We start from the raw sequence: 13,006 nt of genomic DNA, 5'->3' as shown, positions 1-13,006 counted from the left end.
AATAGCTGATATTTCCGGTTTTTTTATGCCCGTCCCTTTCATTAACAAATTCTGAAATATTTGCTTAGATGCGCTGCATCAATGAATAACTATTCTCCTGTTTGCATACTTAGCCTCTTTGCTTTGCAACAGGGATAGTCCTTTATGTCTGCAGTAACAGAATCACAACCCGCGAAAAAATGGGCCATGCCCGACACGCTGGTCATTATTTTTTTCGTCGCCATTTTAACCAGTCTGGCAACATGGGTCGTTCCCGTCGGAATGTTCGACAGCCAGGAAGTGCAGTACCAGGTCGATGGACAAACCAAAACGCGTAAAGTGGTCGATCCCCACTCTTTTCGTATTCTGACCAACGATGCGGGTGAAGAGCAATATCACCGGGTTAAGTTCTTCACCACCGGCGATGAAAGCCCTGGTCTGATGAATTTTCCGTTTGAAGGGTTAACCTCCGGTTCAAAATTTGGCACCGCCGTTGGCATCATTATGTTTATGCTGGTGATTGGTGGTGCATTCGGCATCGTAATGCGCACAGGAACCATCGATAACGGCATCCTGGCGCTGATCCGTCATACACGGGGTAATGAGGTCTTGTTTATCCCGGTACTGTTTATTCTCTTCTCGTTAGGCGGTGCCGTCTTTGGGATGGGGGAAGAAGCGGTCGCCTTCGCCATTATCATTGCGCCGCTAATGGTGCGGTTAGGTTACGACAGCATCACCACTGTTCTGGTGACCTATATTGCCACCCAAATTGGCTTTGCCAGCTCATGGATGAACCCATTCTGTGTGGTTGTCGCACAGGGTATTGCGGGTGTGCCCGTGCTCTCGGGTTCGGGTCTGCGCATCGTCGTGTGGGTTGTGGCGACGATGATCGGCCTGACGTTCACGCTGGCCTACGCGGCACGTATCAAGAAGAACCCATTGCTGTCCCGGGTGCATGAATCGGACCGTTTCTTCCGTGAGCAGCAGGACGAGGTCGTCGAGCGACGTTTCACACTGGGTGACTGGCTGGTCCTGATCGTGTTGACCGCAGTGATGATTTGGGTGGTCTGGGGCGTTATCGTCAACGCGTGGTTCATTCCTGAAATTGCCAGTCAGTTTTTCACCATGGGGCTGGTGATTGGCATTATCGGGGTTGTTTTTCGACTCAACGGTATGACGGTCAATATCATGGCCTCCTCGTTTACTGAGGGTGCGCGAATGATGATCGCGCCTGCCCTGTTGGTCGGCTTTGCCAAGGGAATATTACTGCTGGTTGGTAATGGCGAAGCGGGTGATGCCAGTGTGTTAAATACCCTGCTGCACAGTATCGCCAACGGTATCAGTGGCCTGGACAACGCGATTGCGGCCTGGTTTATGCTGCTTTTCCAGGCTGTGTTTAACTTCTTTGTCACATCCGGTTCGGGTCAGGCAGCACTGACTATGCCGCTACTGGCACCACTGGGCGATCTGGTAGGGGTAAACCGCCAGGTCACCGTGTTGGCTTTTCAGTTTGGTGACGGCTTCAGTCATATTATCTACCCAACCTCTGCGTCGCTGATGGCGACATTAGGGGTATGTCGGGTGGACTTCCGCAACTGGTTGAAGGTGGGTGCCACGCTGCTGGGCCTGCTGTTTATTATGTCCAGCGTAGTGGTTATTGGTGCGCAAATGATGGGCTACCATTAAACAACAAGGCCGGATAATGCACATCAGCGGCTTATCCGGCCTACAACGAGTCCCGATCCGTCATCCAGGATCGGCGGCGCTGAGTTTACTCAGCTTCTTCGTGTTTTTCGGCTTTCGCACTTTCATTCTTGACATTGCGTGTCATCCACAGCGCCAGTGCTTTCAGTGAGTCCGGTGTAAATTCATCACAGCGCGCGGTAATTTCTTCCGGCGTCAGCCAGCACACTTCACTAATCTCTTCTTCCTGCAGCGCAAACGGTCCGTGAGAAACGCAGCTAAACAGCCCGCCCCAGACGCGACAGTTCTGGTCTTCAAAATAAAACTGACCGTGCTCGGCAAACGGGACACCGGCAATGCCCAATTCTTCTTCCGCTTCACGACGCGCGGAGTCCAGAAGCTGCTCATCAGCCTGCACAACCCCCCCCGCGGTAGCATCCAGCATACCGGGCATAAAGTCCTTTGTCTCAGTGCGACGTTGAACCAGAATTTTACCCATACCATCGTGTACAACGATATACGTTGCACGGTGGCGCAAGCATTGTGCCCGCATTTGTTCCCGGCTGGATTGTGCGATGACTTCATTGTCTTCATTCACAATATCCACCCATTCAGTACTTGCCAAACGACGCTGTTCCACCATCAGGAAACCTTCTTTTTTCTAGCGCTCTTACGGCGCGTTTACGTTTGTGGGGTAAATTACGGATTAATCTCGACCTGCGCAATAATACTTTGATCATTGAGTGCCATCACGCTGAGAACATTATCATCCAGAATCCCGTAGCTTGCCGTAAATCCCCCTTTCGGGATGCTTACCGAACCTGGGTTAAACTGGTAGATATCCCCACGTCGCTCTGCCACCGGCAAATGCGTATGCCCATAAACCAGCACATCGCCGGCGTTGAGCGGTGGTAAGTTATCCGGACCAAAAAGATGTCCGTGCGTCAGAAAGAGTCGCTGGCTGTCAGTCAGAATTTGCTGCCACGGCGCGGTTATTGGAAAATGCAGGAGCATCTGATCCACTTCGCTGTCGCAATTTCCACGCACCGCAATTATCCGCGACGCCTGCTCATTCAAACGCTCGGCGACCTGTGCTGGCGCGTAGCCCTCTGGCAGCGCATTACGCGGCCCATGGTTCAATACATCGCCCAGTATCACCAGCCATTGCGCACCACTTTGGGTAAACCGTTCAAGTACGCATTCCGTAGCCGGCAACGAACCATGAATGTCCGATGCGAACATCAGTTTCATCACTCACCCCTCGTTGAAAAACACCTTTCAATGATACTGGATTACGCCCCTACTTTCAGCAGGAACGCTTCGCTGAAAGCGCGATAAAACGTTGTACCGAAGCGCGCTGCCACTGGAAGGTGGCATACTCCGCGAGCTGTTCTGGTACATCATCGCCATTCAGAACCAATCGATTAAGCATTAGCGCCAAATCGCTGTCTGCGATACACCATTCACCAAACAAATTCTGCTTACCTTGCGCCAGTAAACTGCCCGCCGTGGCAAACAATTTTTCCGCACTGGCCCTTCCTGCTTCCGTCAACGGACCTTTCTTCACGCCACCAAAAACCACATCCGTCGAACGCTCTTCCCGGATAGGCATCAGATCGCTACGGAGCCAGGCCTGAACCTGGCGGGCACGAGCCCGTTTTTGTAGATCGTGCGGATAAATACGCTCCCATTGCGGTGGAGCGAAACGCTCTTCCAGGAACTCGGCAATCGCCGAGGATTCACTCAGTTCAAAACCGTCAATGTCCAGAACCGGTACACGACGCGTCAGCGCATACCCTTGCCATGAAGGTTGCAAGTGTTCACCACTATTGAGGTCGACAGTTTTCAGCGTAAAAGGCAGCCCTTTCTCTTGCAGAGCGACATAAACAGACAGCACATAAGGGGAGAAAAAATTGGCATCTGACCACAGCGTAATTGCAGGTTTGCTCATAATGTCCTCTGAAGTGTATTGGCTTGCTTTCAAAATATAGAGTCTTTCTCTCGCTGTCACTTGATGAAAACTCACGCACGTCAGCAGCTTCTATACTTGTAGTGACCCGGTTCATGACAAAACGGACGCTGAAAATGATCGACCTCTACTACACTCCATCGCCAAACGGGCACAAAATCACACTGTTTCTCGAAGAGACACAGTTAAAGTACCGCCTGATACATGTAGATATCAGCAGAGGCAGCCAGTTCCGCCCTGACTTTTTGCAGATTTCACCGAATAATAAAATTCCGGCCATCATCGACTGCGCCCCGGAGGATGGTGGAAAACCCATTAGCCTGTTTGAGTCTGGTGAGATTTTACTCTACCTGGCGGAAAAGAGCGGTAAGCTACTCAGCGGTGAATTACGCGAGCGCCACACCACGCTGCAGTGGCTCTTCTGGCAGGTTAGCGGACTTGGGCCAATGCTCGGACAAAATCATCACTTCAGCCACTTCGCACCGCAGACCATCCCCTACGCTATTGAACGGTATCAGGTGGAAACCCAGCGACTGTACAACGTCATGAATAAACGTCTGGAAATATCACCCTGGCTGGGTGGCGATCATTACAGCATTGCCGACATTGCCTGCTGGCCGTGGATTAATCTCCACCAGCGCCAGCGTATCGACCTCGACAACTATCCGGCGGTCAATAACTGGTACGAACGAATCCGTACTCGTCCCGCAACAGAACGGGCGATGCAGCAAGCGCAGAGCGAGAAAAGTTAACGCGATTCGGTTCTCGTGTATCATGAAAAGGTTCATACATGGAGGAAACCTGCAATGTCACAACCTGACGCAATTATTCGTATAAAAAACCTTCGTCTGCGCACTTTTATCGGCATTAAAGAAGAGGAGATCCTGAACCGACAGGATATCGTCATCAATATTGCCATCCACTATCCCGCAGACAAAGCCCGGACCAGTGAAGATATCAACGACGCGCTGAATTATCGCACCATCACCAAGAGCATCATTTCGCACGTTGAGAGTAACCGCTTCTCATTGTTGGAAAAATTAACGCAAGATGTGCTCGATATCGCACGCGAACATCACTGGGTCACTTATGCTGAAGTGGAGATCGATAAACTTCACGCATTGCGTTACGCCGACTCCGTTTCCATGACATTGAGCTGGCAGCGCTAAACGTAACCCGGGAGGCGACATGCAGATTCTGATTACCGGCGGTACTGGCCTGATTGGACGTCATTTGATCCCCTGCCTGCTGGAACTGGGGCATCAGATTACCGTAGTGACACGTACTCCTGATAAGGCTCGTCAGATTCTGGACTCCCGGGTCACGCTATGGAAAGGGCTGGAAGAGCAGCAAAACCTCGATGGCATTGATGCTGTCATCAACCTTGCCGGAGAACCTATCGCTGACAAACGCTGGAGCGCTGAGCAAAAAGAGCGTTTGTGCCAAAGTCGCTGGGGGATCACGCAGAAGCTGGTTACGCTAATCCACGCCAGCAGCACACCACCGTCCGTACTCATCTCCGGTTCCGCTACGGGATACTACGGCGATCTGGGTGAAGTCGTTGTGACGGAAGAAGAACCGCCACATAATGAATTCACCCATAAGTTGTGCGCCCAGTGGGAACAGATCGCCAGCGCTGCGCAAAGCGACAGAACGCGCGTATGTTTGCTACGTACTGGCGTTGTATTGGCCTCTACGGGCGGGATCCTCGCTAAGATGGTCCCACCGTTTCGTCTGGGGCTTGGCGGTCCTATCGGCAATGGGCGTCAATACCTGGCCTGGATCCATATTGACGATATGGTCAATGGGATTATCTGGCTGCTGGATAACGATCTGCGTGGTCCCTTCAACATGGTTTCGCCGTACCCGGTTCGCAATGAGCAGTTTGCCCATGCGCTGGGTCATGCCCTGAACCGCCCGGCGATCCTGCGCGTTCCGGCGGCCGCTATGCGGCTGCTGATGGGCGAATCCTCGGTGCTGGTCCTCGGGGGGCAGCGCGCGTTGCCCAAGCGACTGGAAGCGGCAGGCTTTGCGTTTCGTTGGTACGATTTGGAAGAAGCGCTGGCCGATGTCATCCGATAATGTCTGATATCCCTTCACTGTTGCCATTGTGGTGGTATGGTTAAAAAACCGAATACCACAATGGCGACGTTATGGCGATAATATCGACACCCCGACTTACCCTCTCTTTGTACCAACTCGCTGACTGGCCTTTTTTCCAGCGGCTACGAGAAAATCCTGATGTCATGCGTTTCATGGGTGATATCGCCCCAACCAAAGATACTCGCCTGCTCTTCGCCAGACGCCTTTCCGCTCGACATACATTTGTTATCCGGGAGCACAACAACACGGCGCAACTGGGTGATATTGGCTTACAGATAAGCCATCTTTATCCTCAGGAAGCGGATATTGGCTACGCCATCACGCCACGGGCGCAAGGAAAAGGTATTGCCAGCGAAGCCGTACGTGCCGTGTGCGATTATGCCTTTCAACAGGCTGGCGTAACGGCGATAAATGCCTATGTATTAGCCGGGAATACCGGGTCGATACGCATTCTGGAAAAAACAGGATTTACACGTACTCAAGTGCTTGAAAAAGCCTATGAAGTGAACGGCATAGCGCATGACGACTGGGTTTATCGTCTGGAGTACAGCGCGTTAAAACGGTAGGCCCGGCAAGCATAGCGCCTCCGGGCAAATCAATTACTTCAGCGATCCTTTAAGGAACTGCTGTAAACGCGGGCTTTGTGGGTTCCCGAACACCTGCTCCGGATTGCCCTCTTCTTCAATTTTTCCCTGATGCAGGAAAATAACGTGTGAGGATACGTGGCGGGCAAACCCCATTTCATGCGTCACGACCACCATGGTTTTCCCTTCCTCTGCCAGCTGTTGCATGATGCGCAGCACTTCGCCGACCAGCTCTGGGTCTAGCGCCGAGGTGGGTTCATCAAACAGCAGAACTTCCGGCTCCATCGCCAGCGCACGGGCAATTGACACACGCTGCTGCTGACCGCCGGACAGATGCACCGGGTATTTCCCCTGCGCGCGCTCATCAATACCGACTTTGGCCAGATACTTCACCGCACGCTCGCGGGCTTCATGCTTGCTCAGCCCCAGCACCTGGATAGGTGCTTCCATGACGTTTTCCAGCACCGTCATGTGACTCCACAGGTTGAAGTGCTGAAAAACCATCGTCAGTCGCGTACGTAACAGACGCAGCTGATTTTTATCTGCAACCTTCAACTGACCGTCTTTGTCGCGTACCAGACCAATATTCTGACCGCTAACCACAATCGTTCCGGCGCTCGGTTTTTCCAGAAAGTTAATGCAGCGCAGGAAGGTACTTTTACCTGAACCTGACGAACCAATAATGCTGATAACATCACCCGCATTGGCCTGCAGCGATACCCCTTTCAGCACTTCATGTTCGCCGTAGTGCTTATGTAAATCGATAACGTTTAATTTATTCTCAGGCATCGTGTTACTCGAACTATTTAGAGGATACATGCTGCAACCAGCGTTTTTCCGCTTTACGGAACAAACTGATCAGGACATACGAAATCATCAAATACAGTACAGCGGCAATACCGAATGCGGTAAATGGCTGGTAGGTTGCCGAGTTGATGTCACGGGCGATTTTCAACAAATCCGGCACCGTCGCAGTAAACGCCAGCGCCGTGGAATGCAGCATTAAAATGACTTCGTTGCTGTATGCCGGTAACGCGATACGCAGTGCGGAAGGCAAGATAATGCAGCGGTACAGTTTGAAGGAAGAGAAACCGTAAGCTCGTGCGGCTTCAATCTCGCCATGCGGCACGGAACGGATGGCCCCGGCAAAAATCTCCGTCGTGTAGGCACAGGTATTCAGCGTCAGCGCCAGTACGGTACAGTTCAGCCCGCTGCGGAAAAACGCGTTGAGAAAATCTGTCCCTTTCACAATCTCCAGCGTATACATGCCGGAATAAAACACCAACAGCTGAACATACAGCGGCGTTCCACGAAAAATATAGGTGAACAACCAGATAGGAAACTGGATAAATTTATTGCTTGATACACGACCAATCGCCAAAAACAGTGCCAGAATCCCGCCCATCACCACCGATGAGATCAGCAACCACAATGTGATCGCCACGCCGGTAAAGCGATAGCCGTCAGTCCACAACAGGGATTTCCAGTACTCCTGAATAATTTCAATCACAGGTCAGCCCTCTTCACACCCACGGAGTAGCGGCGCTCAAGGTACAGCAGCACACCATTAGACACGGTGGTAAACACCAGATAGATGACCCCACATACCACGGCAAAATAGAACGGCTCCCAGGTGCTTTTTCCGGCAAGCTGAGTGGCTTTCACCACATCTTCAAGTCCAAGCAGTGACACCAGCGCCGTGGCCTTCAGAATAACCTGCCAGTTGTTGCCAATCCCCGGCAAGGCAAAGCGCATCATTGCCGGAAACATAATGCGGCGAAATATTTGTGAGCTGGTAAAACCGAATGCCGTCGCCGCTTCAATATGACCTTTCGGTACCGCCATAAACGCGCCACGGAAGGTTTCAGTAAAATAGGCTCCGTAGATAAATCCGAGCGTAATAATCCCTGCAACCATCGGATCGATATCAATCTGACTGATACCCATTGCGTCGGTAATCGTATTCAGCGCGATTTGTAATCCGTAGAAAATGAGCAGCATTAAGACGAGATCGGGAACCCCGCGGATAAGCGTGGTGTACCCTTCGAAAATAAGCTCCATTGCCCGGTTTTGCGAAAGCTTCGCTGCCGCGCCAACAAGGCCTATCATGACCGCCAGCACTACCGAGCTGAGAGCCAGCTCCAGCGTAACAATCGCGCCCTGTAAAATAACACCTGAAAAGCCATACAACATGCTGCCTGTCCTGTCGTGTGTGGTGGAGTAATAAGCCTCTTTTGATTTCAGACTAACCGTTAAATGCCGGATGGCGGCTTTGCCTTATTCGGCCTACACAATCACCGTAGGCCTGATAAGTGCAGCGCCATCAGGCATAAATTCAACGCGTCAAAAATCTACGGGCTTTATCAGCACCTGCGGTGATTAACCGCCGTAAACATCAAAATCGAAATACTTTTTCGCCAGCTTCTCGTAAGTACCGTCAGCACGCATCTCTGCAAATGCTTTATTCAGTGCTTCGCGCAGTTCATTATCGTCTTTGCGCAGCCCCATACCGGTACCGACGCCGAACAGTTTCTCGTCTTTCACTGACGGGCCGCCGAATTTGTAATCTTTACCTACTGGCTGCTTCAGGAAGCCTTCGCTGGCCGCGACTTCATCCTGGAATGCGGCATCAATACGCCCGGCAGTCAGGTCAGAATAGATATTGTCTTGCCCCTGATAAGAGACGATTTCAATGCCTTTTGGCGCCCAGTGTTCGTTACCAAACGTTTCCTGAGTCGTGCCCTGCAGCACACCGACACGCTTACCTTTCAGAGACTCGATGGTCGGCTGAATAGCGGAATCTTTAGCAACCACCAGACGAGAGTCTGCTGCATAAAGCTTGTCGGTAAAGGCAATCTCTTGCTGACGTTTTTCAGTAATGGAAAGCGACGACATGATGGCATCGATCTTCTTCGCTTTTAACGAAGGGATCAGCGCATCCAGCGGGTTTTCCACGAAGGTACATTGTGTATTGATGCGTTTGCAGAGCTCTTTAGCCAGATCGATATCAAAACCGACCAATTCACCCTGTGCATTTTTCGATTCGAACGGTGCATAAGTAGGATCTGTACCGATACGAATTTTTTGCGGGATGGCTGCAAATGCTGCGGTAGCACTGGAGAAAGCCAGAACCAGAGAAAGAGACAACACCAGTTTTTTCATAACTATCCTCAACAGACTGTCTTTTATAGGGGATCTTTACAGGACCAGGTGCAGTTATCGTGCCATTAATCAGGCCGACAAGGCAAAGCATTCTACCTTGTCAGCGGTATTTATTTGCATGAAAAGCGCTTAAGTATGCAATCATGCTTATTAAGACCACGATAAAAGCACCAAAACAGTGCACTGAAATCATTATGCACCGTAATGGTTAACCCCTATGGTGCAGTTAATTCCCCGTTTCAGCGTATCAATCGCCGTAGACATTAAAGTTAAAATACTTACTCGCCATTTTGTCGTAGGTACCATCTTTACGCAGTTCGCCCAGCGCTTTATCAAACGCCGCTTTCAGCTCGACATCGTCTTTGCGTAAACCAATCCCGGTCCCGTCGCCAAAGTATTTTTTATCTTTTACTGAAGGACCGGCAAACGCGTAATCTTTACCTGCAGGTTGTTTCAGGAAACCTTCGCTGGCTGCGACTTCGTCCTGCAATGCCGCATCCAGACGGCCCGCCGTCAAGTCAGAATAGATCAGATCCTGGTTCGCATAGGCCACAACATCCACGCCTTTGCTGCGCCAGTTATCATTGGCATAGGCTTCCTGCGTCGAACCTTGCAGTACGCCAACATGTTTACCCTTGAGTGAATCCAGAGTCGGTTGAATTGGGGAGCCTTTCGCCGCGATCAGACGTGAATCTGCTGCGTAAAGTTTGTTTGAGAAAGCAATTTCTTGCTGGCGTTTCTCGGTGATGGAAAGCGAAGAGATGATGGCATCAATTTTTTTCGCTTTCAGCGACGGGATCAGCGCATCAAAATCACTGGCGACCCAGGTACATTTGATCTGCATACGTTTACACATCTCATTTCCCAGATCGATATCAAAACCGACAAAATCGCCTTTGGCATCTTTAGAGGAAAAAGGAGCGTACGTTGTATCTGTACCAATACGAACCGTCTGCGGAAGTGCTGCGTAGCTGGCCGCGGTGGCGGAGAGTCCTACCAGCAAAGACAAAGCAAGAACCGTCTTCTTCATACATAACCCTCAAGTGGCGTAATTTTATTATGTTTTACGTTGTGTTGTGTGTTTGCAGACTTTTTCATGCAGGTCTTATGCCATTTTCGCATCGATGAGGATATTCGACGTTAAATATGTTAATAAAACGTTGCAATATTGTCCTGATTTTGAAGATAGCAGGTCTGACGGTTGAACCGCAGCGTTTCGTTGCGTTTTAACGAATTAAATGTTGAGGATATGATCGCGGTTACAAAATTGCCCTGAAACAGGGCAACGGATGTTTCTTTGCACGCTGATGGAACGGCTTACGCCCCTTGCCAGCGAGTGAACAGGTCCTGCGGAAGAGTGATATCAAACTGATCAAGTACGCGATTAACCGTTTGATTAATCACATCATCAAGCGTCTGTGGCCGATGATAGAAGGCGGGAACGGGTGGCATAATCACCGCGCCAATTTCTGCCGCCTGAGTCATCAGACGCAAGTGCCCGAGATGCAGCGGAGTCTCACGTACACACAGCACCAGCGGACGGCGTTCTTTCAGCACCACATCTGCCGCACGGGTAAGCAGTCCATCGGTGTAGCTGTGAACGATGCCAGAAAGCGTTTTGATTGAACACGGCAGAATAACCATTCCGGCGGTCTGAAAAGAACCGGAGGAGATACTGGCGGCGATATCGCGCGTATCGTGATTCACATTCGCCAGGGCCTGCACGTCGCGTACAGAGAGGTCCGTTTCCAGCGCCAGCGTCTGTCGCGCCGCCTGGCTCATCACCAAATGGGTTTCCACGTCAGCAACGTCGCGTAAAACCTGTAACAGCCGCACGCCATAAATTGCACCGCTTGCGCCGGAAATACCAATGATGAGTCGTTTCATGTTTAATCGCCCTTGCTTGTTCAGGGCCGACTTTGCAGGAATTTACGGTGAGTTGCAAGCAAGGGTGCAGGTTGCCCCCTTGCTTACGAGCAAACGTTAACCTTCGTTGTGCATCTCAAGATTTTCCGCTTCGTTCTGGCGCAATACCGCTTTGGCATCGTCATTACGCAAAGAGTCCAGGAAATCGAGATACTGCTGGTCAACATCTTTAGTGACATAGACGCCATTAAACACGGAGCATTCAAACTGCTGAATATCCGGGTTCTCAGCACGCACAGCATCGATCAGATCGTTCAGATCCTGGAAGATGAGCCCATCCGCGCCAATGATTTGGCGGATCTCGTCTACTTCACGACCATGAGCAATCAGCTCCGTCGCTGTTGGCATGTCAATGCCATAAACGTTAGGGAAGCGAATCTCCGGTGCGGCAGAGGCCAGATAAACCTTCTTCGCGCCAGCTTCACGCGCCATTTCGATAATCTGTTCTGAAGTCGTTCCACGCACGATGGAATCATCAACCAGCAGTACATTTTTATCACGGAACTCAGCGCGGTTGGCATTCAGCTTACGGCGCACGGATTTACGGCGCAGCTGCTGACCCGGCATGATAAAGGTACGCCCCACATAGCGGTTTTTCACAAACCCCTGACGATATGGCTTACCGAGGATCCGGGCAATTTCCAGCGCGATATCACAAGAGGTTTCAGGAATGGGGATCACCACGTCGATATCCAGGTCTTCCCACTCACGGGCAATTTTTTCGCCAAGCTTTGTTCCCATATTCACACGGGCGCTGTAGACGGAAATCTTGTCGATGAAGGAGTCAGGACGCGCGAAGTAAACATATTCAAACAGGCATGGGTTGCTGACCGGATTATCGGCACACTGGCGGGTAAACAACTGGCCTTTTTCGGTAATATACACCGCTTCACCAGGAGCAACATCACGCAGGAATTCAAAGCCCAGCGTATCCAGCGCCACGCTCTCAGACGCCACCATGTACTCGGTACGGCCGTCGCCGATATCGCGTTTGCCCAGCACCAGCGGGCGGATACCATTAGGATCGCGAAACGCCACCATACCGTGACCGATAATCATCGCCACACACGCATAGGCACCACGGATCTGACGGTTGGTCGCTGCAATCGCGGCAAAAATATTGTCGGCTTCCAGCGGATAATGGCGGAAGTTATCCAGCTCGCTGGCGAAAATATTCAGCAGAATTTCTGAATCAGAAGTGGTATTGATGTGACGGCGCTTTTCTTCGAACAGCTTTTTACGCAGCTCATGCGCGTTGGTCAGGTTGCCGTTGTGGGCAAGCGTGATGCCATACGGTGAGTTGACATAAAAAGGTTGAGCTTCGGAGGCGCTGGAGCTGCCAGCCGTTGGGTAACGCACATGACCGATGCCCATATTGCCCTGCAAACGCTGCATATGGCGCGCTTCAAAAATATCGCTCACCATTCCGTTTGCTTTACGCAAACGGAAGCAGTTATTGGCATCAATGGTGATGATGCCTGCGGCATCCTGACCACGGTGCTGGAGCACCGTTAACGCGTCATAAATCGACTGGTTTACCGGCATAACACCGGCGATACCGACAATACCGCACATACGTCTTTTCCTCGTTCAGCAACGA

15 protein-coding genes are annotated in these 13,006 nt (G+C 51.2%); 5 read left to right on the top strand and 10 right to left on the bottom strand.

Going from position 1 to position 13,006, the window contains the following annotated elements; all coding sequences use genetic code 11:
- The first annotated feature begins 144 nt into the window (after window positions 1-144).
- Window positions 145-1,665, top strand: a complete 1,521-nt coding sequence (gene yfcC, locus QMN38_RS04865) for a putative basic amino acid antiporter YfcC (RefSeq protein ID WP_271440251.1) — start codon at window positions 145-147, stop codon at window positions 1,663-1,665.
- 85 nt (window positions 1,666-1,750) lie between these two features.
- Here the strand turns inward: yfcC and yfcD are convergent, their stop codons facing one another.
- From yfcD to yfcF, 3 genes are read right to left on the bottom strand one after another with little or no spacing between them, the layout of a single operon-like run.
- Window positions 1,751-2,305, bottom strand: coding sequence for an NUDIX hydrolase YfcD (yfcD, locus tag QMN38_RS04860; protein WP_199945882.1), 555 nt, complete (start codon window positions 2,303-2,305; stop codon window positions 1,751-1,753).
- Between the two features lie 56 nt (window positions 2,306-2,361).
- A complete protein-coding gene (gene yfcE / locus QMN38_RS04855; protein ID WP_271440250.1) occupies window positions 2,362-2,913 on the bottom strand; it encodes a phosphodiesterase in 552 nt (183 codons plus the stop codon).
- Window positions 2,914-2,968: 55 nt separating this feature from the next.
- Window positions 2,969-3,613, bottom strand: coding sequence for a glutathione transferase (gene yfcF / locus QMN38_RS04850; protein ID WP_271440249.1), 645 nt, complete (start codon window positions 3,611-3,613; stop codon window positions 2,969-2,971).
- 134 nt (window positions 3,614-3,747) lie between these two features.
- Here yfcF and yfcG point away from each other — a divergent pair, with 134 nt between their 5' ends.
- The 4 genes from yfcG to QMN38_RS04830 all read left to right on the top strand — a co-directional run bounded on the left by yfcG (window position 3,748) and on the right by QMN38_RS04830 (window position 6,300).
- Entirely contained in the window at window positions 3,748-4,383 is a 636-nt protein-coding gene (yfcG, locus tag QMN38_RS04845) for a GSH-dependent disulfide bond oxidoreductase (protein ID WP_271454968.1), read from the top strand.
- Window positions 4,384-4,437: 54 nt separating this feature from the next.
- Window positions 4,438-4,800, top strand: a complete 363-nt coding sequence (folX, locus tag QMN38_RS04840) for a dihydroneopterin triphosphate 2'-epimerase (protein WP_005129505.1) — start codon at window positions 4,438-4,440, stop codon at window positions 4,798-4,800.
- Window positions 4,801-4,819: 19 nt separating this feature from the next.
- Window positions 4,820-5,713, top strand: a complete 894-nt coding sequence (locus QMN38_RS04835; protein ID WP_323604631.1) for a TIGR01777 family oxidoreductase — start codon at window positions 4,820-4,822, stop codon at window positions 5,711-5,713.
- Window positions 5,714-5,784: 71 nt separating this feature from the next.
- Window positions 5,785-6,300 (top strand): GNAT family N-acetyltransferase, encoded by a 516-nt coding sequence (locus tag QMN38_RS04830; RefSeq protein WP_271440247.1) that lies wholly within the window; start codon window positions 5,785-5,787, stop codon window positions 6,298-6,300.
- Between the two features lie 33 nt (window positions 6,301-6,333).
- Here QMN38_RS04830 and hisP read toward each other — a convergent pair whose 3' ends face one another.
- The 7 genes from hisP to purF form a co-directional block, all read right to left on the bottom strand.
- Window positions 6,334-7,107, bottom strand: coding sequence for a histidine ABC transporter ATP-binding protein HisP (gene hisP, locus QMN38_RS04825; RefSeq protein ID WP_271440246.1), 774 nt, complete (start codon window positions 7,105-7,107; stop codon window positions 6,334-6,336).
- A 13-nt stretch (window positions 7,108-7,120) separates the two neighbouring features.
- Window positions 7,121-7,828 carry a histidine ABC transporter permease HisM gene (hisM, locus tag QMN38_RS04820; RefSeq protein WP_271440245.1) on the bottom strand — a complete coding sequence of 236 codons (708 nt, stop codon included), beginning with the start codon at window positions 7,826-7,828 and terminating at the stop codon, window positions 7,121-7,123.
- Entirely contained in the window at window positions 7,825-8,511 is a 687-nt protein-coding gene (locus QMN38_RS04815) for a histidine ABC transporter permease HisQ (RefSeq protein ID WP_323604630.1), read from the bottom strand. The genes hisM and QMN38_RS04815 overlap by 4 nt, the downstream gene beginning before the upstream one ends.
- 186 nt (window positions 8,512-8,697) lie before the next feature.
- A complete protein-coding gene (gene hisJ, locus QMN38_RS04810) occupies window positions 8,698-9,480 on the bottom strand; it encodes a histidine ABC transporter substrate-binding protein HisJ (RefSeq protein WP_003028120.1) in 783 nt (260 codons plus the stop codon).
- Between the two features lie 247 nt (window positions 9,481-9,727).
- On the bottom strand, window positions 9,728-10,510 hold the full coding sequence (gene argT / locus QMN38_RS04805) for a lysine/arginine/ornithine ABC transporter substrate-binding protein ArgT (RefSeq protein ID WP_271440243.1): 783 nt from the start codon (window positions 10,508-10,510) through the stop codon (window positions 9,728-9,730).
- A 287-nt stretch (window positions 10,511-10,797) separates the two neighbouring features.
- Window positions 10,798-11,367 (bottom strand): UbiX family flavin prenyltransferase, encoded by a 570-nt coding sequence (locus QMN38_RS04800; protein WP_271440242.1) that lies wholly within the window; start codon window positions 11,365-11,367, stop codon window positions 10,798-10,800.
- A 96-nt stretch (window positions 11,368-11,463) separates the two neighbouring features.
- Window positions 11,464-12,981 carry an amidophosphoribosyltransferase gene (purF, locus tag QMN38_RS04795; protein WP_137384176.1) on the bottom strand — a complete coding sequence of 506 codons (1,518 nt, stop codon included), beginning with the start codon at window positions 12,979-12,981 and terminating at the stop codon, window positions 11,464-11,466.
- Window positions 12,982-13,006: the final 25 nt, after the last annotated feature.

Origin of the sequence: Citrobacter sp. R-1.5.2, assembly GCF_035064245.1 — a bacterium.
In the GTDB taxonomy this organism is placed as follows: domain Bacteria; phylum Pseudomonadota; class Gammaproteobacteria; order Enterobacterales; family Enterobacteriaceae; genus Citrobacter.
Note: the sequence above shows the minus strand (reverse complement) of the source record. Positions and strands in the feature narration are given on the sequence as shown.